The 22101-nt window shown below is 60.3% G+C and carries 19 protein-coding genes; 7 read left to right on the top strand and 12 right to left on the bottom strand.

All coding sequences use genetic code 11. The features are described 5' to 3' along the window. Nucleotides 1-20: 20 nt before the first annotated feature. Complete coding sequence (ffh, locus tag LOY67_RS05115; protein ID WP_265066223.1) at nucleotides 21-1397, bottom strand: signal recognition particle protein; 1377 nt, start codon at nucleotides 1395-1397, stop codon at nucleotides 21-23. A 196-nt stretch (nucleotides 1398-1593) separates the two neighbouring features. On the opposite strand from ffh, the gene LOY67_RS05110 reads away from it, so the two are divergent. The 5 genes from LOY67_RS05110 (at nucleotide 1594) to LOY67_RS05090 (ending at nucleotide 8434) form a co-directional block, all read left to right on the top strand. Beyond that, nucleotides 1594-2406 (top strand): inner membrane protein YpjD, encoded by an 813-nt coding sequence (locus LOY67_RS05110; protein ID WP_265066222.1) that lies wholly within the window; start codon nucleotides 1594-1596, stop codon nucleotides 2404-2406. 12 nt (nucleotides 2407-2418) lie between these two features. Continuing rightward, nucleotides 2419-3660 (top strand): CNNM domain-containing protein, encoded by a 1242-nt coding sequence (locus LOY67_RS05105; protein WP_265066221.1) that lies wholly within the window; start codon nucleotides 2419-2421, stop codon nucleotides 3658-3660. A 222-nt stretch (nucleotides 3661-3882) separates the two neighbouring features. Beyond that, the gene (locus LOY67_RS05100; protein ID WP_265066220.1) at nucleotides 3883-5196 is read left to right on the top strand and encodes an MFS transporter; all 1314 of its coding nucleotides are present in this window, start codon (nucleotides 3883-3885) and stop codon (nucleotides 5194-5196) included. Nucleotides 5197-5418: 222 nt separating this feature from the next. Then, nucleotides 5419-7833, top strand: a complete 2415-nt coding sequence (gene lon / locus LOY67_RS05095) for an endopeptidase La (RefSeq protein WP_265066219.1) — start codon at nucleotides 5419-5421, stop codon at nucleotides 7831-7833. A 208-nt stretch (nucleotides 7834-8041) separates the two neighbouring features. Beyond that, entirely contained in the window at nucleotides 8042-8434 is a 393-nt protein-coding gene (locus LOY67_RS05090) for a protease inhibitor I42 family protein (protein ID WP_265066218.1), read from the top strand. 42 nt (nucleotides 8435-8476) lie between these two features. On the opposite strand, the gene LOY67_RS05085 is transcribed toward LOY67_RS05090, so the two are convergent. Further along, complete coding sequence (locus tag LOY67_RS05085) at nucleotides 8477-9436, bottom strand: omptin family outer membrane protease (RefSeq protein WP_265066217.1); 960 nt, start codon at nucleotides 9434-9436, stop codon at nucleotides 8477-8479. Nucleotides 9437-9740: 304 nt separating this feature from the next. On the opposite strand from LOY67_RS05085, the gene cmoA reads away from it, so the two are divergent. Beyond that, entirely contained in the window at nucleotides 9741-10484 is a 744-nt protein-coding gene (cmoA, locus tag LOY67_RS05080) for a carboxy-S-adenosyl-L-methionine synthase CmoA (protein ID WP_265066216.1), read from the top strand. After that, the gene (gene cmoB / locus LOY67_RS05075; RefSeq protein ID WP_265066215.1) at nucleotides 10481-11437 is read left to right on the top strand and encodes a tRNA 5-methoxyuridine(34)/uridine 5-oxyacetic acid(34) synthase CmoB; all 957 of its coding nucleotides are present in this window, start codon (nucleotides 10481-10483) and stop codon (nucleotides 11435-11437) included. The genes cmoA and cmoB overlap by 4 nt, the downstream gene beginning before the upstream one ends. A gap of 125 nt (nucleotides 11438-11562) precedes the next feature. Here cmoB and tadA read toward each other — a convergent pair whose 3' ends face one another. From tadA to LOY67_RS05025, 10 genes are all read right to left on the bottom strand, one after another. Then, the gene (tadA, locus tag LOY67_RS05070; protein ID WP_265066214.1) at nucleotides 11563-12060 is read right to left on the bottom strand and encodes a tRNA adenosine(34) deaminase TadA; all 498 of its coding nucleotides are present in this window, start codon (nucleotides 12058-12060) and stop codon (nucleotides 11563-11565) included. Continuing rightward, a complete protein-coding gene (locus LOY67_RS05065) occupies nucleotides 12060-13436 on the bottom strand; it encodes a multicopper oxidase family protein (protein WP_265066213.1) in 1377 nt (458 codons plus the stop codon). The genes tadA and LOY67_RS05065 overlap by 1 nt, the downstream gene beginning before the upstream one ends. Nucleotides 13437-13560: 124 nt before the next feature. Then, complete coding sequence (locus tag LOY67_RS05060) at nucleotides 13561-16278, bottom strand: AAA domain-containing protein (protein WP_265067701.1); 2718 nt, start codon at nucleotides 16276-16278, stop codon at nucleotides 13561-13563. Nucleotides 16279-16410: 132 nt separating this feature from the next. Further along, nucleotides 16411-16935, bottom strand: coding sequence for a helix-turn-helix transcriptional regulator (locus tag LOY67_RS05055; protein WP_265066212.1), 525 nt, complete (start codon nucleotides 16933-16935; stop codon nucleotides 16411-16413). Nucleotides 16936-16939: 4 nt separating this feature from the next. Continuing rightward, on the bottom strand, nucleotides 16940-17215 hold the full coding sequence (locus LOY67_RS05050) for a hypothetical protein (protein WP_265066211.1): 276 nt from the start codon (nucleotides 17213-17215) through the stop codon (nucleotides 16940-16942). A gap of 225 nt (nucleotides 17216-17440) precedes the next feature. Continuing rightward, nucleotides 17441-17848 (bottom strand): DUF6632 domain-containing protein, encoded by a 408-nt coding sequence (locus LOY67_RS05045; protein WP_265066210.1) that lies wholly within the window; start codon nucleotides 17846-17848, stop codon nucleotides 17441-17443. Nucleotides 17849-17936: 88 nt separating this feature from the next. Further along, nucleotides 17937-18770, bottom strand: a complete 834-nt coding sequence (locus LOY67_RS05040; protein WP_265066209.1) for an SDR family NAD(P)-dependent oxidoreductase — start codon at nucleotides 18768-18770, stop codon at nucleotides 17937-17939. Nucleotides 18771-18856: 86 nt separating this feature from the next. Continuing rightward, complete coding sequence (locus tag LOY67_RS05035) at nucleotides 18857-19429, bottom strand: TetR/AcrR family transcriptional regulator (protein ID WP_265066208.1); 573 nt, start codon at nucleotides 19427-19429, stop codon at nucleotides 18857-18859. Between the two features lie 130 nt (nucleotides 19430-19559). Beyond that, nucleotides 19560-20741, bottom strand: coding sequence for an FAD-dependent oxidoreductase (locus tag LOY67_RS05030; RefSeq protein ID WP_265066207.1), 1182 nt, complete (start codon nucleotides 20739-20741; stop codon nucleotides 19560-19562). Nucleotides 20742-21221: 480 nt separating this feature from the next. After that, nucleotides 21222-22085, bottom strand: coding sequence for a class I SAM-dependent methyltransferase (locus tag LOY67_RS05025; protein WP_265066206.1), 864 nt, complete (start codon nucleotides 22083-22085; stop codon nucleotides 21222-21224). Nucleotides 22086-22101 lie beyond the last annotated feature (16 nt).

Below are 22101 nucleotides of genomic sequence, written 5' to 3'. Positions count from 1 at the left end.
GACTGCCGGTGCCTGGATTCTTACATCTTGGGCATGCCGCCGCCGGGCAGCATGCCGCCCATGCCGCGCATCATCTTGGCCATCCCGCCCTTGGCGGAGAACTTCTTCATCATCTTCTGCATCTGCTTGTGCTGCTTGATCAAGCGACCGATGTCCTGCACCTGGGTGCCGGAACCCATGGCGATACGGCGTTTGCGCGAACCGCTGATCAGCTCAGGGTCGCGGCGCTCGGCCGGGGTCATGGAGTTGATGATGGCTTCCATCTGCTTGAACTGCTTTTCAGCCGCGCCCTGGGCGTTGCCCATCTGCGCCAGGTTCACGCCGCCGATGTTCGGCAGCTTGTCCATGAGCCCGCCGAGGCCGCCCATGTTCTTCATTTGTTGCAGCTGGTCGCGGAAGTCTTCGAGGTCGAAGCCCTTGCCCTTCTTCAGTTTCTTCGCAAGCTTGTCGGCTTTTTCCTTGTCGAGGGTCTGCTCGGCCTGCTCGATCAGGCTGAGCACGTCGCCCATGCCCAGGATGCGCGAAGCGATACGCTCGGGGTGGAACGGTTCGAGCGCTTCGCTCTTCTCGCCCATACCGATGAACTTGATCGGCTTGCCGGTGATGGCCCGTACCGACAGCGCGGCACCGCCACGGGCGTCGCCGTCGACCTTGGTCAGGATCACGCCGGTCAGCGGCAGCGCATCGCCAAATGCCTTGGCGGTGTTGGCCGCGTCCTGGCCGGTCATGGCGTCGACCACGAACAGGGTTTCCACCGGCTTGACCGCGGCATGCAGCGCCTTGATCTCGCCCATCATCTCTTCATCGATGTGCAGGCGACCGGCGGTGTCGACGATGACCACGTCGATGAACTTGAGCTTCGCTTCCTTGATAGCGGCCTGGGCGATGTCTACCGGCTTCTGGCTCAGGTCGGACGGGAAGAACGTCACGCCGATGTCGTTGGCCAGGGTTTCCAGCTGCTTGATCGCCGCCGGACGGTAGACGTCCGCGGACACCACCATCACCGACTTCTTCTTGCGCTCCTTGAGCAGGCGCGCCAGCTTGCCGGCGGTGGTGGTCTTGCCCGCGCCCTGCAGGCCGGCCATCAGCACCACGGCCGGCGGCACTGCGCTCAGGTTCAGGTCTTCGTTGGCGGCGCCCATCAGGCTTTCGAGTTCGGCCTGGACGACCTTCACGAACGCCTGGCCCGGCGTCAGGCTGCGCGACACCTCGGTGCCAACGGCGCGTTCCTTGACCGAATTGACGAAGTCCTTGACCACCGGCAGGGCGACGTCGGCTTCGAGCAACGCCATGCGCACTTCGCGCAGGGTGTCTTTGATGTTGTCCTCGGTCAGCTTCGCCTTGCCGGTGACATGGCGCAGCGTCTGCGAGAGACGGTCTGTCAGGTTTTCAAACATGCGCGATCCTTTCAGGCCCGGGTAAGGCCGGGATAATGGCGGCCCAGACCGTGAAAAATATGCTCGGCGAGCCTGCGGCGTGGGCAGGTCGCGGATTATAGCGAAGAAGCGTGCCGCGTACACCTCGCGGCGGTCTTTCGTGCAGGATGGGTTCTATGCCAAACTCAGCGCCTTTCGGGCTTGCCTAACAGGATTTATGCTCCCCTTGTCACCCAGCTTGCTTGCCTCCCTCGCCGCCGCTTGCCTTTATGCCGCTGCGACCCTCTATCAAGGCACTCGCCTGGCCTCCGGCGCCAAGGCGAACAAACGCCTGCTGGTCACGCTCGGCGTGCTGGCGGTGCTTGGCCACGCGGCCAGCCTTTTTACCCACCTGATGACGCCGATCGGCCTGGGCCTGGACTTTTTCAACGCCGCCAGCCTGATCGCCGTCGCCGTGATCGCGCTGACGCTGCTGGCCTGCTCGCGCATCCCGGTGGAAAACCTGCTGGTGCTGCTCTTCCCGCTGGGGCTGGCGACGGTGCTGCTGGCGCAGTTCGCGCCGTCGGGCACGGTGCAGGTCATCGACGAAGAGCCGGGCATCCTCGCCCATATCCTGCTGTCGATCCTCGCCTATGGCCTGTTCACCATCGCGGTGTTCCAGGCCTTGCTGCTGCTGGTGCAGGACCATCAGCTCAAGAACAAGCACCCGTCCGGGCTGATCCGCAACTTCCCGCCGCTGCAGACCATGGAGAGCCTGCTGTTCGGTTTCCTCTGGGCCGGCTGGACCCTGCTGTCGATGTCGCTGATTTCCGGCTGGCTGTTCGTCGAGAACCTGTTCGCCCAGCACCTGGTGCACAAGACCCTGCTTGCCTGCCTGGCATGGGTGGTGTTCAGCGTGCTGCTGTGGGGCCGCAACCGTCTCGGCTGGCGCGGTCATAAAGCCATTCGCTGGACCCTGGCCGGTTTCTGCCTGCTCATGCTGGCGTACTTCGGCAGCAAACTGGTCCGTGAATACATCCTGCATATCTGACGGACGGCACTGATGGATAGGTTGCCCGCGGGGCCGCTGTTCGCTGTACTGGTCGTGCTGATCCTCTGGGCGGCCCTGTTTACTGCCGTCGAAGCCGCCCGGCACCACTTGCTGGCCCAGCGCAAGGCGTCGCGGGCCGGCGACAAGCCGCTGGCGAGGCTGGACTTCCCCCTGACCAGCCTGATTCTGTGCAACACCCTGTGCCGCGCCCTGGCGCTGGTGATCGGCACCTTGCTGGCGATCTTCACCTGGCTGGAAAACGGCCCCTGGATTGCCTGGCTCGCCATCAGCGCGGTGCTGCTGGTTTTCGCCGACTACCTGCCACGCACCCTGGCCACCCGTCATCCCGACGCGGTACTGACACTGGGCAACGCCTTGCTTGGCGTGCCATTGAAGCTGATCTACCCCCTGGCCTGGCTGTTGAACGGCCTCAGTGAGTTGCTGTTGCGACCTTTCGCTCGCAAGGCCAGTGCAGTCCAGCAAAGCGACGACGAAATGCCCGCTCCGGCGCGCGTCGAGCATGAACATGAGCAGAACACCGGGCGTGCGCATGCGGTTTCCGGCATCCATGCCCTGGACAACATCACCGTCAACGACATCCTGGTACCACGCAGCGAAGTCGATGGCATCAACCTCGACGACCCTATCGGGGAAATCATCGAGCAGTTGCTCCTGAATCGCCGGACCCGGCTGCCGGTGTTCCACAGCGATATCAACCAAGTCGAAGCGGTACTTAATACCCGCCAGATCCGCCACCTGCTGGCGGACGCGAGCCTGACCCAGGAGGCGCTGCTGGCCGCTTGTCACGAGCCTTACTTCGTACCCGAGAGCACACCGCTGCAACTGCAATTGCTGAACTTCCACAAGCAGCAGCGGCGCCTGGGCATGGTGGTGGACGAATACGGCGAAGTGCTGGGCATCGTCACCCTGGAAGACATCCTCGAAGAAATCGTCGGCGAGTTCGAAAGCGAGCACAGCCTCGACAACCCTCACGTCCATCCGCAGCCGGACGGTCGCTTGATGATTGATGGCGCGGCATCGATTCGCGAACTGAACAAGAGCCTGGGCTGGCACTTGCCCTGCGACGGCCCCAAGACCCTCAACGGGCTGGTGACCGAGGCGCTGGAAAGCATTCCCGAAAGCCCGGTGTGCCTGAAAATCGGCCGCTATCGCCTGGAAATCATCGAAACCGTGGACAACCGCGTCAGCCAGGTACTGGTGTGGCATAACAGTTCGGTGCCGGTGATCGTCTGAGCTTCCCCTGTGGCGAGGGGATTTATCCCCGTTGGGTCGCGCAGCGGCCCTGAAACCAGGCTACTCGGTGCATCAGGCAGATTGAGTCGACTGTTCTGGGGCTGCTACGCAGCCCAGCGGGGATAAATCCCCTCGCCACAAAGTTCACCACAAGCGCCACCCCTAGCCGCTCAACCATAATAATTCGCTCCAACGGAGCACATGACTGTCAGGGATAACTGCATGACTACCACCACCTGCAACGACGCCGTGCCTGCCCAGCCGACGAACTCCGCCACCCGCGTGGCGACCGCGAGCTTCATCGGCACCGCCATCGAGTTCTACGACTTCTACGTCTATGCCACGGCTGCGGCCCTGGTGATCGGGCCGGTGTTCTTCCCACAGACCTCAGGCACGGCACAGATGCTGTCCTCCTTCCTGACCTTCGGCATCGCCTTCCTCGCCCGTCCGCTGGGTTCGGCGCTGTTCGGTCACTTTGGCGACCGGATCGGGCGCAAGTCCACGCTGGTGGCCTCGCTGCTGCTGATGGGCGTGTGCACCACGCTCATCGGCGTGCTGCCCGGGTACGCCAGCATCGGCGCCTGGGCACCGTTCCTGTTGTGCCTGCTGCGTTTCGGCCAGGGGCTGGGGCTGGGCGGTGAATGGGGTGGCGCGGCGTTGCTTGCCACCGAGAACGCCCCCAAGGGCAAGCGCGCCTGGTTCGGCATGTTTCCCCAGCTGGGCCCTTCCATTGGCTTCCTGGCGGCCAACGGGCTGTTCCTGACCCTGGCGATGAACCTCGACGACGAGCAGTTCCGCTCGTGGGGCTGGCGGATTCCGTTCCTGCTCAGTGCCGTGCTGGTGATTGTCGGCCTCTATGTGCGCCTCAAGCTCCATGAAACCCCGGTCTTCGCCAACGCCGTGGCCCGCCAGGAGCGGGTGAAAGTGCCGCTGGTCGAGCTGTTCAGCCAGTACTGGGCGCCGACATTGCTGGGCGCGGCGGCGATGGTGGTGTGTTATGCACTGTTCTATATCTCCACGGTGTTTTCCTTGAGCTACGGCGTCGCCACCCTCGGCTACAGCCGCGAGACCTTCCTTGCCCTGCTGTGTTTTGCCGTGTTGTTCATGGCCGCCGCCACGCCGTTGTCGGCCTGGGCCAGCGACCGCTTCGGGCGCAAGCCGGTGTTGGTCACCGGTGGCGTGCTGGCGATTGCCTCGGGCTTCCTCATGGAACCATTGCTGACCCAGGGTTCGACCGGCAGCGTGGCGCTGTTCCTGTGCATCGAGCTGTTCCTGATGGGCGTGACCTTCGCCCCCATGGGCGCCTTGCTGCCGGAGCTGTTTCCGACCCACGTGCGCTACACCGGCGCGTCGGCCGCCTACAACCTGGGCGGCATCGTCGGTGCCTCGGCCGCTCCGTTCTTTGCCCAGAAGCTGGTAGCGATGGGCGGTTTGAGCTATGTCGGTGGCTATGTATCTGCGGCCGCAGTGCTCAGCGTGATTGCGGTGCTGTGCCTGAAAGAGACCCGGTATAACGACCTGAACCGGGTCGCGTGAACCTGTAGGGGCTGGCGAGCCTGCGATCTTTTGATCTTGGTCTTTCGCTCTTGACTCAAGCGGCAGTGGAAAGATCGCAGCCTCGCTTCGCTCGACAGCTCCTACACAGCTCCTACACAGCATTACGAGCTGGTGGTGAAATAGCCGCTAACAATCGCCCACCATTGAAACCACCCCCCACCTGCCCCATCTAAGCTCCATACTCCATTGCGCAGGTGCCCCATGAGCGACCAGCACTCTACCGAAGCCACGAACGAATACGCTGACCCAGAACATATCGAACACACCGCCTCCGGCACCGGCCTGGCCCTGCCCGGCCAGAACCTGCCGGACAAGGTCTACATCATTCCCATCCACAATCGCCCGTTCTTCCCGGCCCAGGTACTGCCGGTCATCGTCAATGAAGAACCCTGGGCCGAAACCCTGGAGCTGGTGGCCAAGTCCGAACATCATTCCCTGGCGCTGTTCTTCATGGACACGCCCCAGGAAGACCCGCGCCATTTCGACACTTCGGCCCTGCCGCTGTACGGCACGCTGGTCAAGGTGCACCACGCCAGTCGCGAAGCGGGCAAATTGCAGTTCGTCGCCCAGGGCCTGACCCGCGTGCGCATCCGCACCTGGCTCAAGCACCATCGCCCACCGTACCTGGTGGAAGTCGAATACCCGCACCAGCCGAGCGAGCCGACCGACGAGGTCAAGGCCTATGGCATGGCGCTGATCAACGCGATCAAGGAACTGCTGCCGCTCAACCCGCTGTACAGCGAAGAGCTGAAGAACTACCTCAACCGCTTCAGCCCCAACGACCCGTCGCCGCTGACGGACTTCGCCGCCGCACTCACCTCCGCCACCGGCAATGAACTGCAGGAAGTGCTCGATTGCGTGCCGATGCTCAAGCGCATGGAAAAAGTCCTGCCGATGCTGCGCAAGGAAGTCGAAGTCGCACGGCTGCAAAAGGAGATCTCGGCAGAGGTCAACAGCAAGATCGGCGAACATCAGCGCCAGTTCTTCCTCAAGGAACAGCTCAAGGTCATCCAGCAGGAGCTGGGATTGACCAAGGACGATCGCAGCGCCGACCTCGAACAGTTCGAGCAGCGACTGCAGGGCAAGGTGCTGCCGGCCCAGGCCCAGAAACGCATCGAAGAGGAAATGAACAAGCTCTCCATCCTGGAAACCGGTTCACCGGAGTACGCCGTCACCCGCAATTACCTTGATTGGGCGACCTCGGTGCCGTGGGGCGTGTACGGCCAGGACAAGCTCGACCTCAAGCACGCGCGAAAGGTGCTTGACCAGCACCACGCCGGCCTGGGTGACATCAAGGATCGCATCCTGGAATTTCTCGCCGTCGGGGCCTACAAGGGCGAGATCAGCGGCTCTATCGTACTGCTGGTGGGGCCGCCGGGCGTGGGCAAGACCAGCGTGGGCAAATCCATTGCCGAGTCCCTTGGGCGACCGTTCTACCGCTTCAGCGTCGGCGGCATGCGCGACGAAGCCGAGATCAAGGGCCATCGGCGCACCTACATCGGCGCCCAGCCGGGCAAGTTGGTGCAGGCCCTTAAAGATGTCGAAGTGATGAACCCGGTGATCATGCTCGACGAGATCGACAAGATGGGCCAGAGCTACCAGGGCGACCCGGCCTCGGCACTGCTGGAAACCCTCGACCCGGAACAGAACGTCGAATTCCTCGATCACTACCTGGACATGCGCCTGGACCTGTCGAAAGTGCTCTTCGTCTGCACCGCCAATACCCTGGACTCGATCCCCGGCCCGCTGCTGGACCGGATGGAAGTGATTCGCCTGTCGGGCTACATCACCGAAGAAAAAGTCGCCATCGCCAGGCGCCACCTGTGGCCCAAGCAGTTGGCCAAGGCCGGCGTGTCCAAGGGCAGCCTGAGCATCAGCGACGGTGCCCTGAAAGCACTGATCGACGGCTACGCCCGCGAAGCCGGGGTGCGGCAGCTGGAGAAGCAACTGGGCAAACTGGTGCGCAAGGCGGTGATGAAGCTGCTCGACGAGCCGAAGGCGGTGATCAAGCTCGGGCCGAAAGACCTCGAGGCGTCCCTGGGCAAACCAGTGTTCCGCAACGAACAGGTGTTGTCCGGCGTCGGCGTGATCACCGGCCTGGCCTGGACCAGCATGGGCGGCGCGACCCTGCCGATCGAAGCCACGCGCATCCACACCCTCAATCGCGGCTTCAAGCTCACCGGGCAACTGGGGGAGGTGATGAAGGAGTCCGCGGAAATCGCCCACAGCTATGTCAGTTCGCACTTGAAGCAATTCGGTGGCGATCCGAAGTTCTTCGACGAAGCCTTCGTCCACCTGCACGTGCCCGAAGGCGCCACGCCCAAGGACGGCCCGAGCGCCGGGGTGACGATGGCCAGTGCCTTGCTGTCCCTGGCCCGCAACCAGCCACCGAAAAAAGGCGTCGCCATGACCGGCGAACTGACCCTCACCGGGCATGTGCTGCCGATTGGCGGGGTGCGCGAAAAGGTCATCGCGGCGCGCCGGCAGAAAATCCTCGAACTGATCCTGCCAGAAGCCAACCGGGGCAACTTCGAAGAACTGCCGGATTATCTGAAGGAAGGCGTCACGGTGCACTTCGCCAGGCGGTTTGCGGATGTGGCGAAGGTGTTGTTCTGAGGTTGATGTAGCGGCCGCACCGACCTCATCGCGAGCAGGCTCGCTCCCACAGTGGTTTTATGTTGGTCACCGAATTTGTGTTCAACAAATAACCCTGTGGGAGCGAGCCTGCTCGCGATGAGGCATCAGCAGCAGCACATCCTCAGCTGACACACCCCGTAGCATCTTCGGTTATGCTCCCCCATTCGTCGTGAATGCCGGAGCCCCCATGTCCCTCACCCGCCTGCTCATCCCCGTCAGCCTTGCCCTGTTGAGCGCTTGCGCCACGCAACCGAAAAACAACGTGACCGTGGAAAAACTCAGCGAATGCCCGGTGCGGCTCAACAACGGGCAGAACATGATCCTGAGCTTGCCCAGCAACCCGACCACCGGATACCGCTGGGCGATCCAGGACTCAGCGGGCGGCGTATTGAAGGCGCTGGGCCCCGAGGTCTACCGCAATCCGGAAGACGCCGGCATTGTCGGCGCCGCCGGCGTGTCGACCTGGCGCTTCCAGGCATTCGCCGCCGGTACCGGTCGGCTGCGCCTGACTTATCAACAGCCCTGGGCCCCTGAAGTGCCACCCGTGGAAACCTTCGACTGCGCCATTGCAGTGAATTGACAGTGGGGCGGCTGGCTGTAGGATGCAGTGCCGCCTTCTTGTTCAAAAAACGTGTTTCAGCCCGATGGTCGTCATGACGCTGGAGCTTTCAATGCCCGCGGAGTCGTCGTAGCTTTCGCGGTAGTTATCGGAACGACTCTTGAGGGTGAGATTGCCCTTTTTGTTCCGGGTGCGACTCCAAGTACTCTCCACGAAAACATTCGTGTTAGCGCTCATGAAATAGCCCAGGTTTGCTCCCAACGAATAATATTGTTGGTGCTTTGTTTTGCCGACAAACGTCTTATCGGCCAGGTAGTGCTCATCAACGTCAGTGGCAGAAGCCCAGCGGCTGTATTTGAATGCGCCTGCCATATCGAAACGTTTGTATCGGTAACCACCGGCCAACCCCACATAGGGGGTTTTGAAGTGCTGTTTGTAGCCAATGATCGTTACGTCCGCTGGAAACTCACCCGTGTATGCGCCGTTGTTGTAGCTAAAGGATCCCCCCTTGGAGGTGAAGCTGAAGCGGCGCTCCTGATACCCAGCCATCAGGCCCAGACGATAAGCCGGTTCATTCAATAACCAACCCTTGAAATTGAGATCGAATTCGTTGGCATACCGGAGGGTCGTGTCGGGGTGGACACTGCGGTCTGTCCACTGGCTTTGAGAGGCATCGACCCAGTCATCGTCATTCATGTAACCGTCCGTGCTGGTGATCGTCGTCCAGCCCGACGCCCCCAGTGACATCCAAGGCAGCACGTTCCAATCGAGAGAGCCTTTGATGACCGCTGCATTGCTGTACTTCCAGTCGAGCTGGCTGACCTTTCTCCCACCTTCCTCGGGTTCGTAGACTCGCTCGTGGGTCTGACCACTCAGAACCCCTGCATTGATACCAAGCGTAACTTTTTCATCTGTGTATAAGTGCCCCGTGCTATCAGCAGCGACTGGAAACGCAACCGTCGCGATTGTTGCAACTATAAAAAAGCGTATTCGCCCAGCCACTGTCATCCCTTGTGCAAACATTTGGAATCATCCCTGATGGATTGGTTTAAATTCAATCGCCGCATGGGTTATATCCGCACCGGCAGGTGTTTTTTAAGTTGGGCTTTTTATATCAACGCGTCTTTACTCAGCAAGAAACGAATCGAAAACGCGACTAAACAAAATGTGCCTGGAAGTTGCGTTGCTATTCACCTCGATCGGACTTCCGCTGTCACCCCGTAAGCCGATGAGCATGAGGGTGGGGTCCGGGCATCGATCAAAGATCACGCTTTGGCGCAGTAATTGGCTAAAATGCCCGCCTTTTCACCCTGCCGCTGGAACCGCCGTGAGCAAAGAGCCCGATCGCTTATTCGCCCAACCCCTGGCCCAAGTGCCTGACTTCGCCTTCAACGAGGACGTGGTGCGGGTGTTCCCGGACATGATCAAGCGCTCGGTGCCGGGTTATCCGACCATTGTCGAAAACCTCGGCGTGCTCGCCGCGCAGTTCGCCCAGCCAAACAGCGTGCTCTATGACCTGGGCTCTTCCCTGGGCGCGGTGACCCAGGCATTGCGCCGCCACGTGCGCACCGACGGTTGCCGGGTGATTGCTGTGGATAACTCCGCGGCCATGGTCGAGCGCTGCCGCGAATACCTCAACGGCCAGGACTCGATGTTCCAGGAGCTGCTACCGGTGGAGGTGATCGAGGGCGACATCCTGGCCCTGGAATTCCAGCCGGCCTCGGTGGTGGCGCTGAACTTCACCCTGCAATTCATCGCACCGGACCAGCGCACGGCGTTATTGAGCCGCATTCGCCAGGCCTTGCTGCCCGGTGGCGCCCTGATCCTGTCGGAAAAACTGCGCTTCAACGATGCACAGGAGCACGCGTTGCTCACCGACCTGCACGTGGCCTTCAAGCGCGCCAACGGCTACAGCGAGTTGGAAATCGCCCAGAAACGCAGCGCCATCGAAAACGTCATGAAGCCCGACAGCCTCGAAGAACACCGCGAACGCCTGCTGGCGGCCGGGTTCTCGAAAGTCGTGCCGTGGTTCCAGTGTCTTAACTTCGCCTCGTTGATTGCCTTGCCATGATTGATCTGTCCCCCCTCGCCCGCCGCCTGGCCGGCACGCCCCTGGCCGACTGGGCCGCTACGCTGCAGACGCAACTCGATACCAAAATGGAAAAGGGCCATGGCGACCTGGAGCGTTGGCAGAGTGCCCTCGACGCCTTGCCGATGCTGCAACCGAGCGAAATCGACCTGTTGAACGGCCTGACCCTCGACACCGATTGCAGCGACGAAACCCGTGCGCAGATGCGCACCGCGCTGATGGGCCTGTCGCCGTGGCGCAAGGGTCCGTTCGACCTGTTTGGCGTGCACGTGGACACCGAATGGCGCTCGGACTGGAAATGGTCGCGGGTGGCGCCGCACCTGGACCTGAAGGGCAAGCGCATCCTCGATGTCGGCTGTGGCAACGGTTACTACATGTGGCGGATGCTCGGCGCCGGGGCCGACACGGTGATCGGCGTCGACCCCAACTGGCTGTTCTTCTGCCAGTTCCAGGCGGTGCAGCGCTATCTGTCGCAGCCCAATGCCTGGCACTTGCCGTTCCCCTTCGAAGACCTGCCGCCGGATCTGGAAGGCTTCGACACGGTGTTTTCCATGGGGGTGTTCTACCATCGCCGCTCGCCTATCGAGCACTTGCTGGCCCTCAAGGACTGCCTGATCAAGGGCGGTGAGCTGGTGCTGGAAACCCTGGTGATCGAGGGCGACGAACATCAGGTGCTGGTGCCCGAGGACCGCTACGCGCAGATGCGCAACGTGTGGTTCCTGCCTTCGGTGCCGGCCCTGGAGCGCTGGCTGCGCCGCGCCGGTTTCAGCGATGTGCGCTGCGTCGACGTCAGCCTGACCACTGTTGAAGAACAGCGCGGCACCGAGTGGATGAAGTATCAGTCGCTGAGTGACTTTCTCGATCCCGATGACCACAGCAAGACCATCGAAGGCTTGCCGGCGCCGATGCGGGCGGTGATTGTGGCGCGTAAATAAATAGATCAAACAACCCCAAAACCCTGTGGGAGCGAGCCTGCTCGCGATAGCGGTGAATCAGTCAAAGGTGTGTTAACTGACACTCCGCTATCGCGAGCAGGCTCGCTCCCACAAGGGTTCAGCGTTTAGTCTGACGGTTTGGCCCTGCGCGCCTTGAAGAACTCGCTCAGCACCGTGCTGCATTCCTCCGCCAACACCCCCCCCTCGAACATCACCCGATGGTTCAGAAATGCCTGGCTGAAAAACTGCCCCTGGCTCTGCACGATGCCGGCCTTGGGCTCCAGGGCGCCGTAGACGACCCGGGCGATGCGGGAGTGGACGATCAGGCCGGCGCACATGCTGCACGGTTCGAGCGTCACATAGAGGGTGCTGCCGGGCAGGCGATAGTTGCTCACGGCCTGGGCGGCGGCGCGGATGGCGACCATTTCCGCATGGGCGCTGGGGTCGTGGCCGCTGATCGGGCAGTTGAAGCCGCGCCCGATGATCTCGCCGTCCTGCACCAGCACCGCGCCCACCGGCACCTCGCCCAGGGCCGCCCCTTGCGCGGCCAGCGCCAGGGCTTCGCGCATGAAGTCCTGGTCGCGGCTGCGGTCGATGATCCGGGCGGGGCGAATCTGGCGCATCACGCCACCTCGATGGCGGCCATCAGGCCGGTTTCCATGTGGTCGATCACATGGCAGTGGAACATCCACACACCCGGGTTATCCGCCACCAATGCCACCTGCGCCCGCTCGTTCTTGCCCAGCAGGTAGGTGTCGGTGAAATACGGAATGACCTTGTGGCGGTTGGACGCGATCACCTTGAAGCTCATCCCGTGCAAATGGACCGGATGCTGGTACTGGGTCATGTTCTTCAATTCGAAAATATAGCTCTGGCCCTTTTTCAGCGTGGCAATCGGCCGGTCGGCGCAGGTCTTGTCAGTAATGTCCCAGGCCTTGCCGTTGATCTGCCACAGGCTCGGTGGCTTGCCGTTGTCCGTGTCAACCGACACCGAACCGACCCACTCGAAATTGAAGTTGAGTTTCTCGGCATTGGCCAGGTCCGGCTCCGACACCGGGTTGGCCGGCAACGCGGGCGGCCATTGGGGCGGCGCATCATTGTTGGGCACTGAACGCAGGGTGCCCAGGCGCACCGGGCCGTTGCGCAACGACAGCTCTTCCCCGGCCGCCGGCGCCTTGATCGCCAGGCAGATGCGCATGCCCGGGCCGAGCCAGTATTCCTTGCCCAGCGGGCGCGGTTCGATGGGATTGCCGTCCAGGGCATAGATCTGCGCTTCGACCCCGGGAATGTTGATCCGGTAGGTCAGGGTATTGTCGAGGTTGAGCAGGCGCACCCGGGTGATCTGCCCGGCCGGCAGGTCGATCACCGCCTCCGGCACACCGTTGATGGTCGACAACCGCCCGGCCGTCCCGCCACGGGCCGCCTCGCGAGGGATGCTGAACTCTACAAACTCGCCCTGCTCATCCACATGCCAGCTCTTAAGGCTCAGGGTCTTTTCGTATTTGAAGCCGGTGGGCTCGCGCTCTTCAATGATCAGCGGCCCCACCAGCCCACGTCCCAGCTCTTCGCTGCTGTTGACGTGGGGGTGGTACCAATAGCTGCCGGCGTCCGGCACGCGGAATTTATAATCGAAGTATTCACCCGGCAGCACCGGCAGTTGCGAGACATACGGCACTCCGTCCATCTCCAGCGGCAGGCGGATGCCGTGCCAGTGGATGGTGGTGGCGACCGGCAGGTGATTGATGAAGCGTACCCGCAACCACTCGCCCTGACGCACCCGCAACTCAGTGCCCGGCGCCGATGGCCCAAAGGCCCAAGCCTGGGTCTTGTGCCCGGCCACCAGCTCGACGTCCAAAGGCGCCGCAATCAACTCATAGTCGTGCCCAGCCTCGGCATCCGCCCGCTTGCCCAACCAATACCGCGATGCGCCTCCCGCGCCAACGCCCACGACAACAAGACCGGCCAGGCCACCGAGTATTTGGCGACGGGTAAACGACATGAGTGCAACCACCTATTGAATCCGCGGCGAACCGGTGGGCCCGCAAAAGGCAAATACGATACACCTGCAATTGAGAAAGATTAAGTGAAGGATTGTTGCGTCACCCGCCATTGCTGCGGCCGGATTACCCCACAGAGTCCGTTGAGGCACTGGTTGCCCACTGCATCACAAATGCCGCGACCCGTTGTTCAATGCGGCTTTCAACGGTACGCAAACGCAGTAAAGGGATACCGCACTTGTCCAGGATGCTGTCTTTCAAGGCGTCGAGTCTCGCCTGCTCCGGCGTGTCATGGCTGGCCCCATCAACTTCCAGTACGCCCAGCGGTGTTTTCCCAACCTTGAAATAGAGCACGAAATCACAACTGGAGCCGTTGCCCATGAACTCCAGCTCCCGCGGGGTCAGGCTCGCGTTGGTGGTTGAGGCCACTTGCTTCAACGGAACCTGTGAGTGGAACATGAGCCCCCGGCAGACCTCCCGTTCCAGCGTCTCACGCAGGATCTGCGCAATGATCCGCTCTGACTTGAAATCGGAATCTTCCCGCCGCAATCGCTGATTGAGGCGTTCGAGCGATTGATCGTACTCCGCGTAAAGCAGATCGAAGGCCGAGATCACGGGCGCACGATGCACCTGTCTTTCCTCTGCGTAATATTCGATGTAGCGCACCAGCGCTGCGATATGCCCGTTGTTCGCCGTGAAGACATCATCTCCCGTGACCAAGGTAAATCGATTTTTAGCTCGAGACACAGCTACATTGACCATACGAGGATCATCCACGAACGTCAGGAACTTCGGAGTAGTACTCTTTTTGTCCAAGACGGTGGAAAAAACGATCTCATCGCATTCGCGCCCCTGGAACTTGTGCACGGTGTCATTGACGAAGTCAGCCGGCAAAAGCGTGCTCGAAAGAGCGGCCTGAGCCCTGAATGGTGCAATGAAGCCTCTGCCATCCTCCCCCTCCCATGCGCTTTCGCCCCCACCTTCCAGCGTCGCCAACAGCGAATCCAGTTCCCGAAGGTTAGTGGTCTTTCGCGTGTGGTTACCCTTGGCGGTGACCAGCAGCGACAGAGGGTTTTCCCCGTTGTCCCTCGTCATCGGGACCAATTGGTCGTCGTAAAACTGCTGATTGCAAAACTGAATGATCCGCGGGTGACAGCGATAGTGCTCCTTGAGCAGCGTCGTCGGAATGGAACCGTTGAACACACGGACGCACGAATCAAGCAGGCTGTATGTCTCGCAATCGTAGTGCTCCTTATCCTGGGGCGCTGCCAGGCCCAGCTTTGCAGGGATATGCGCCAGTTGTTTCCTGTCGCCAACAATGATCAGTTGCTTCGCGCAACCCAACGCCAATACTCCCGGGACAATGTCCTGCTGCGAGGCCTCGTCGATAATCACGTAGTCGAGCATCGCCCCGGCTGGAAGCGAGTTGATGATCGAATGCGTACTACTGGAAATAATCGGATAGCGTTTCACGAACTCATCAAATTTGCGCTTGTAGGTCTTGGCCTCAAAGGGTTCGGGGGTCGACACCTGTCGATGCAGGTGCTGCTTGAGGTATTTCATCGAAATGCTGGTCAGTTCATCCAGCAGCGCCTGGTAATTGCCGAGTCGCAAAGACTGCTGATGGGTTTTCAACAGCACATTTTTTTCCTGTAGCGCCTTGTCGTAATAATGGAGCTGCAGGCCATAGAACATTGACTGACGCTTTTCCCAGTTGTCGAACGGCCGGGTGCGTAGAATCCTGAAATTGAACAGCAGTTCGATTCTGTCCTTGATCCTGACGCGACGACCTCCCAGGTGGGCCAGATAGGCCATCATGTCTGCGGACTTTTGCGGGGTCAGCTTGAATTTATCCAGGGGCGGTATCTGTACGCCGTTATCCTGCTGCCACTGCTGCAGGTAGCGACGCTCCACCTCCAGCTCATTGATTTCTATCTGCAACTGCGCCACAGCATTGCGGGTACTCAGATACCCCTTGAGCTGTTGCAGGACAACCTGGATCCGCTCCATCGAAGGCGTGGCTTCGGGAAGCGCTGAGGGGCGAGGACGCGGATTGGCGAAAAATGCCTCGCGATTCTCAGTGCTACCCAACTCGGCGACCAGATAATCGAGCCCAGACTTACCCAGCTTTTCGCAGACATTCGCCACGGCCGAATTGTTATTGGACACCACCGCCACCGTTTTCCCACGCAACAGGATATTAGCGATGATGTTCAGAATGGTCTGGGTCTTGCCAGTGCCGGGAGGGCCTTCGATCAAACTGATCTGCGACGTGAAGGCCCGCTCAACGGCTTGCAGCTGGCTTTCATTGATGCCAAAAGGAAAAATGAAATCTCCCGCTTGTGCCTGCTGCCCGTTCTGTCTGGAACAGTAGGCGTGCAAGGCCGTATCTGAGCATGAAGGTATTGCGTTCAGTTGGCGCAGCACATTTTCGGCGATCACCTTGTCCGCTGGCTTCGCGGCCTGATCAACCCGGCCATGGGCAACAGAAAGGAAATAGTGGAAGAGCGGTTCGTCCTTGATCCTCGTCGGCGCGACAAACTCGATAGCGCTCAGCTTGAACACGTAATTTTTCGTACTTCCGGAATACTGGACAACCGCGTACTTCTCACCGTAGATCGCAGCTTTCTCGATGGGGTGAAGCACCGCACTGCCCTTCGTGCGCAGAAGTTTGTTACTCAGCACTCGGGTAGGGGCGACCTCACATTCTTCAAGCGGACTGGAGAAACGTTTGCCGGAAGGAAAATGACAGACGAGCAAGAGTGCGTCGCTCCTATCACCCTTGATTGACCAGTCGCTGATCTGCCGAGTCTTATCCTCACCGCGCACCCTGATAGAAACCATATATCCCTTGCTCAGGCTTGTGCAAAGCCTGGATACGTCCGTGTTATCAAAATTAATTACGATGGCCAACAAAGAGATTGCTCAGCAATCTTCAACGACTGCGCTCAGCCAAAACAGCAATCACCCAAGCTGTTACTCGGCCAAAGCTCCCAACTCTTTAGAGTCCAAGCCTGGTAAACGCCGGCCTTCTTTCGCAACGTTGATCTGCCAAGCTGCCTGAGCCACATCCAACACGTTCCTGGTAAGCGAATAACTGCCCTTGCTCTGCAGCCAGATCAGAACATCCGCCAAGTGCCAGATGGACGCACTGCCCTCGTGTACGGGCGTCGGAAAGCTGCTCGGGTGGGCCAACATCAACTTGCGCATGTTCTGCCGGGACACGCCGACGATCTCGGCTACATCGGTTAACCCGACCAGATCAGGAGCGACCTCAATCAGTCTGGCCGAGGGCACCGCGCGACGGACATCGCCCAGAGCGCTAAGCACGGCCTTAATCGCATCAGGAGCATCACGCGTGAACTCCAGAGCCAGCCTTCCCGGCTGCCCTATGCCTACCAGGGCATCGTCGCAGCCTGCTGCACCCAGCCGCTCCACCAGTTCATCCGAGGTACGGTCATCGTCAGCAAGCTGATATTTCAGGGTAAAGATATATTCCATTGTCTTACTCCTCAGCATCGTCATCAGCCTCGCAACAATTGCAATGGGTAGTGCAATTGTCCACGACGCGTCGTAATGCTCGCGCATGATTGCCAGGGTTCCTCGGCGTGCTCCATATCGATGTGATACAGAACTCACCGCAACGACACTCCTCGTCGTTGTAGGGACAATAAGCCCGCCCCCAGGCGTGACTGCCGCCGACCGCTACGCGCCACCCCAACGCTTCGGCATGCCTCAGCGCTTCTTCCACTTCTTTTTTCGGATGCGAGGGACGAATCATCAGTGGTCTCCAGTATTCGCATGACTTTCCTGGTTGTCAAATGACAACCTGATCCTTCCTCTGGATGATAGGCATTCTCGGCGCACCGATGAGGGCCGAATCGTAGCGAAAGGTGACGGTACCGGGACGCTTTTGCCGTCAGAGACCAGGACACGCAGGGCGCCAAAATGAAAAAGCCCTGGAGAGGTTATCCACAGGGCTTTTCAGGTACACCGCACGCAAGGATCAACCCGCCAGCAAACGCGCTTTCTCGCCACGGGGTGTGAAGAACGCCAGCGCCGCCGCGACAACGAACAACGCGGGCACATCGCCAAGCAAGTGGCCGTAATGGTTCATTCCGTCCATCCCGACACCAAAGGACTGCACGGCCATGATCGCGCCATGCACGACGCTCGACCACACCGTGAACCAGATCAGGCTCAGGTGCTTCAGCGGATCACGCGAAGCCCTCAACAGGAACACGCCAAGAGTCGCGTAGAGGCCGACGATCATCAGTGGGTAGTCGGAATGACCGCTGTGCCATGTCCAGCCGGACGGCCACAGGATCATCAGTGGCCAGATCGCGAACACGGAGATCAGGCCGACAACAATCAAGACGATGCGCAAAGCCATGAGTCGTCGAGTATCGCTCATCATGTCCTCCTCAATGCGGTGGTCAACCGTCGTAGCGGGATGTCGGTGAGTATAGAACGCTCTTGCACTGAGGGATTTACCTCAAGACTCAGGGCCGAATCGGAATCCAGCTATCGAGAAACCGTTCACTGCACTCCCAAAGCTTACGTGCAATATTGCCGTCGTCCTTGAATGCGACCGTCATGGGTTGGTCCTTGTTATAGACCTCCCCTTGCCGCCAGTCCTCACCCGGCTTGCCCTGGACGAGCTTCACGAGTCTGTGGGCAGACTTCTCCGGGCTTATCGTGATCAGGTACTTCAGCGGAGTGTGATACACGAATTTCATGAAATGGGTGGTGTCGCTGGCAAAGTTCGAGCGCACGACGCCTGGATGAAACGCCACCGCCGAGATCCCTGCGGAACGGTAGCGGCGGTCGAGTTCTCGTGTGAACAGAATATTGGCGAGCTTGCCGTGACCGTAAGCAGTGTCGGGCTTGTAGTTCCGCTCGTTGTTCAGATCGTCTATGTCGAAATTCTGCCCAAATGCGTTCGCCGCTTCACTCGCGGTCTGTATGACCTTCGCTTGGCTCGCAATGAGTTTATCCATCAACAGATGGGTGAGCATGAAAGGCGCAAGGTGGTTCACCTGGAAGGTTTTCTCAAACCCGTCGACAGTCACCTCTCGCCCTCCCATGACCCCGCCTGCATTGTTTGCAAGGACATCGATCCGCTCATACTGTCTCAGTTCGGACGCAAGCCGTGCTACGTCTGCCAGGCTCGTATAGTCTGCAATGTGAAACGGGACATCGAGTTCGCGTGCGAGCGCTTGCGTCTTGGTGCGAGAACGGCCAACCAGCACCATGTTGTAACCCGCGGCTTTCAATTGGCGTGCACTGGCCGCCCCGATGCCATCGCTGGCGCCGGTTATAACGATTGTTTCCATGACTGATCTCGCTGATGTCGTGCTCACTGAGCACAGAAAAACCGCTTTGACAGCCGCAGGCTATCCACCTGCAACGTATTCCAACCTCATGAACGCAGCCTTCGGCAAACGAGTTGAACTGCGACTTGCATCCGTTCTCGATATTCGCCTGGGCTCTTCGCCTTATGTTTGATACCGACCGATGAAGCAGACAAATGCTCGGCCAGACTTTGCACTGAAATACCTTCAGACGCCCAGCCTTGGCCTACATCTGCGTCTTCCATTGCCTGCATGACATCGGCAACGAACGAATCTTCAAGCTCCGTCATCATTGGCCCAACCATCGCAGCCGTTGTGGCGATAAGTTCGTCGAGGGCATCCGAGCCCACCGCACCGCCATGCATCGCTTGGAATGCGTTGAGCAGGCGGTCCGCAATTCCAACATCCGCTTGTGCCAGCGCCTCCTGGGCATTTCTCTTGAGTTCACCCATTGAGCGAACCACCATCGCCTCGAACAGCGCTTCCTTGTTCGGAAAATGCAGATACAGCCCTTGTCGCGAAAGACCGGCCGCACGAGCAAGATCATCCATCGACGTCTTTTTGAACCCGTAGCGCAGGAAGACCATGCCGGCGGCGTCGAGGATGTCGGCCCTTCGCGTTGTCGAATTTGACTCTGTCATGCCAGTACCTTTGAAAGCCCAGCCTTTGGAATACCTGATGCCGGAGGGCATGAAACCGGATTGACTGGAATATTATGGTGACCAAAGTAGACACATGTACGAATAATGTCAAGTACGTAAATCTACCACGCTAACTCGGAAAAAGCGCAGCGAGCCGTCTAACGGCAGCCTCGGAAACTATTGGATCGGGGGTGGTATCAGGGTTGCCAAAATCACCCTTGGCATGGGCCTGTACCAAAATGCCGTCCCCGCGCGGCGCAACGAACAGATTTTCGCCACGATATGAAATGCCATAGGTGACCTCAGGCTGGGGAATCAGCCGCGCGGTCTGTCCGCGCACCGCAATAATGGACTCATCGCCTAACAGGGCTCGCGCGCCATAACCTGTGGCATTGACGATGATGTCCTCGGGCAGCCCGGAAAACTCCCCCGGATCGTAGAACTGGCGGAGCTCCATTTTGCCGCCGCCACGTAAGTAGTCGTCCAGCAGGAGCCGCGAATAGGCATTGATATTGAGGCCCATCTGCCGGTAAAAACGAGCCTCCTGTGCAAATGGGTGCTCTTGGGGTCGTAACGCAACAGGCACGGGCAACAAGTCGCGGATCAGGGGTCTCAGGTCGGCATACTCCGGCTCGCTATCCTTGTGCTCATCCGCCGGGGCTGGAATCTGCGTATTCGCCAGCGAATAGCCGTCATGCCACTTGATCGGATCGCCCGGCAAACCCACCAGTGTCTGGAAATGACTGAACGATGTACGCGCCATCATCTCCCAGCTCCGTTTGAATTGCGGTGTTGCCTGCTCGATGGCGCATATCCGCGAATCCGGCGTCCACACGCCGCTGGCCTGGAAGGAATGCGTCTGTGGCATGAGGTCCTTGGTATAGATGCGAACGCTGAAGCCGGAGCGCAGTGCAAGCACCGCGGTGGTCAGCCCGATTGCACCACACCCGATGACGGCCAATGTGCGCCGACCGGTCATCTTCGCCTGCGCCACCGCCAACGCCGCGGCGCCCCACGAAAGCGACCAACCACTACCCCCGTGCCCGTAGTTGTGAATGAGGGTCTTGCTGCCCAAACGCTCCGACTCGATGCGCGGCCCCTGGGCACGAAATGGCCGTATGCCAACACCGACGGCAATGATGCGATCCGGGCTGGCCCGGATAGGCGCGATCGGCGCGGGGAGAGAGAAATGATTGGAGCCGTAACGAGCCTGAGTGCGTTCGGTTGCGATAAACCGCCCGCCCCCACACGCTGAAAGAACATTGGCGACCAGGATCAAGCCGCCGGCCTGCAGAAACTTTCGCCGCTCCATAGCTGCTTCCGTCCAGGTTGAAATTCACGTCACCCACGTAGATGCCGTCCCGCAGCGAGCAAATTCGTGCGCGCTATTTCTTTCAACGTAGCAAGGGATCGCCGCGTGTAACAACGCAGCAAACGTATCGGCATGCTTCTTGGAGCGATTTTTCGGACACTTGCTCGTCCGCCAGCTTACCGAGCAGACGTAGGACGTCCAGGTCGGCCGCCCCTCCTGATCTTGTCAGCTAATGGTTAAGGTCGGATAAAAACGATTAGAAAACAAAAGAAGTGCATAAAAACGATTATTTACCAACGAACTCGAGTTCGTCAGTGCTCGGAAAGCGAAGGGCCTGGACAAGCTCCCTTCCTTCCCCGACTACTGAATCGACGTTGCGTGGATTCCAGGACAGTAGGAGATGGTATCCCCTAGGGACAGAGAGACGGGCATCTTTCCTGGGGCCCACCGAGCGGGGGGCGTCTCCCCTGTTAATCTCTGTCAGTTTGCCGGATTGCGTGCCATGACAATCCACGCCGCGCCGTCGATCATCACCGACCGCTCGCCGGGGAGGCCCGCGAAGGCGGCACGAACCGCGGCCCAGGCGCGGGTGCGGATGTCGTCGGGCTGATCAGCGAGCACAAGCGACAGCGGGCCGCCCTCGAACGCCATTTTCACCGCATCGTCGATCGCCGCGTCCCGCATCTCGCCCTTGCCGAACGTGATGGAGGCATCGAAGGGCGCGATAGCGATATCGGTGAAGCCGGCCGCTGTCAGGATACGTGTCACGCGCCCCCGGTCGCCGAACGAGAATGGGCCGGGCGCTTCGGGACCGGGCGGCGCGGGCAGCGGGACGATGTCCTTGATCGCGACCATCGGCAGGCGTACCCAATCGTTCTCGGCCACGCCGCGCCAGCAGACGAAAGCGACCCGCCCGCCCGGCCGGAGCGCGCGTCGCATATGAGCAAACGCGCCTGTCGGATCGTCGAAGAACATCACCCCGAAACGCGAGAACAGGATGTCGAACGCGCCCTCGGGCAACTCGGCGCAGCTGGCGTCGGCCACCTGGAACAGGGCCGGCGTATGCTGCGGCGCTAGCGTGCGCGCTCGGCCGATCAGCGGTTCGGATATGTCCACGCCCAGCACTTGGCCGCCCGCGCCGACGCGGGCGGCCAGAGCCAGACTCGACGCGCCCGCGCCGCAGCCGACGTCCAGCACGCGTTCGCCCGTGGCGGGCGCGGCGGCTTCGATCGCGGCCTGGCCGAACACCGCCATCATGGCGTCGAGCCGAGCCTGGTTGGCGACCCAGTACTCCCCGCTTTGGCCATTCCAGTCGGCGACCTGATAGGCATTTTGCTCTTTCATGGTATCTCCTCGTTCT

The organism is Pseudomonas sp. B21-056, assembly GCF_026016325.1.
GTDB lineage: Bacteria > Pseudomonadota > Gammaproteobacteria > Pseudomonadales > Pseudomonadaceae > Aquipseudomonas.
The sequence above is the reverse complement of the archived record's forward strand: the minus strand, read 5'-3'. Positions and strand labels throughout refer to the sequence as shown.

What these genes read in the sequence shown, in the direction of transcription:
- LOY67_RS05025 (WP_265066206.1), bottom strand. Translation starts at nt 22,085, where the DNA reads ATGAAAGAGCAAAATGCCTATCAGGTCGCCGACTGGAATGGCCAAAGC.
- LOY67_RS05085 (WP_265066217.1), bottom strand. Translation starts at nt 9,436, where the DNA reads ATGTTTGCACAAGGGATGACAGTGGCTGGGCGAATACGCTTTTTTATA.
- LOY67_RS05030 (WP_265066207.1), bottom strand. Translation starts at nt 20,741, where the DNA reads ATGGAGCGGCGAAAGTTTCTGCAGGCCGGCGGCTTGATCCTGGTCGCC.
- cmoB (WP_265066215.1), top strand. Translation starts at nt 10,481, where the DNA reads ATGATTGATCTGTCCCCCCTCGCCCGCCGCCTGGCCGGCACGCCCCTG.
- LOY67_RS05035 (WP_265066208.1), bottom strand. Translation starts at nt 19,429, where the DNA reads ATGACAGAGTCAAATTCGACAACGCGAAGGGCCGACATCCTCGACGCC.
- LOY67_RS05050 (WP_265066211.1), bottom strand. Translation starts at nt 17,215, where the DNA reads ATGATTCGTCCCTCGCATCCGAAAAAAGAAGTGGAAGAAGCGCTGAGG.
- LOY67_RS05060 (WP_265067701.1), bottom strand. Translation starts at nt 16,278, where the DNA reads ATGGTTTCTATCAGGGTGCGCGGTGAGGATAAGACTCGGCAGATCAGC.
- ffh (WP_265066223.1), bottom strand. Translation starts at nt 1,397, where the DNA reads ATGTTTGAAAACCTGACAGACCGTCTCTCGCAGACGCTGCGCCATGTC.
- LOY67_RS05100 (WP_265066220.1), top strand. Translation starts at nt 3,883, where the DNA reads ATGACTACCACCACCTGCAACGACGCCGTGCCTGCCCAGCCGACGAAC.
- LOY67_RS05065 (WP_265066213.1), bottom strand. Translation starts at nt 13,436, where the DNA reads ATGTCGTTTACCCGTCGCCAAATACTCGGTGGCCTGGCCGGTCTTGTT.
- lon (WP_265066219.1), top strand. Translation starts at nt 5,419, where the DNA reads ATGAGCGACCAGCACTCTACCGAAGCCACGAACGAATACGCTGACCCA.
- tadA (WP_265066214.1), bottom strand. Translation starts at nt 12,060, where the DNA reads ATGCGCCAGATTCGCCCCGCCCGGATCATCGACCGCAGCCGCGACCAG.
- LOY67_RS05040 (WP_265066209.1), bottom strand. Translation starts at nt 18,770, where the DNA reads ATGGAAACAATCGTTATAACCGGCGCCAGCGATGGCATCGGGGCGGCC.
- LOY67_RS05090 (WP_265066218.1), top strand. Translation starts at nt 8,042, where the DNA reads ATGTCCCTCACCCGCCTGCTCATCCCCGTCAGCCTTGCCCTGTTGAGC.
- LOY67_RS05055 (WP_265066212.1), bottom strand. Translation starts at nt 16,935, where the DNA reads ATGGAATATATCTTTACCCTGAAATATCAGCTTGCTGACGATGACCGT.
- LOY67_RS05045 (WP_265066210.1), bottom strand. Translation starts at nt 17,848, where the DNA reads ATGAGCGATACTCGACGACTCATGGCTTTGCGCATCGTCTTGATTGTT.
- LOY67_RS05105 (WP_265066221.1), top strand. Translation starts at nt 2,419, where the DNA reads ATGGATAGGTTGCCCGCGGGGCCGCTGTTCGCTGTACTGGTCGTGCTG.
- LOY67_RS05110 (WP_265066222.1), top strand. Translation starts at nt 1,594, where the DNA reads ATGCTCCCCTTGTCACCCAGCTTGCTTGCCTCCCTCGCCGCCGCTTGC.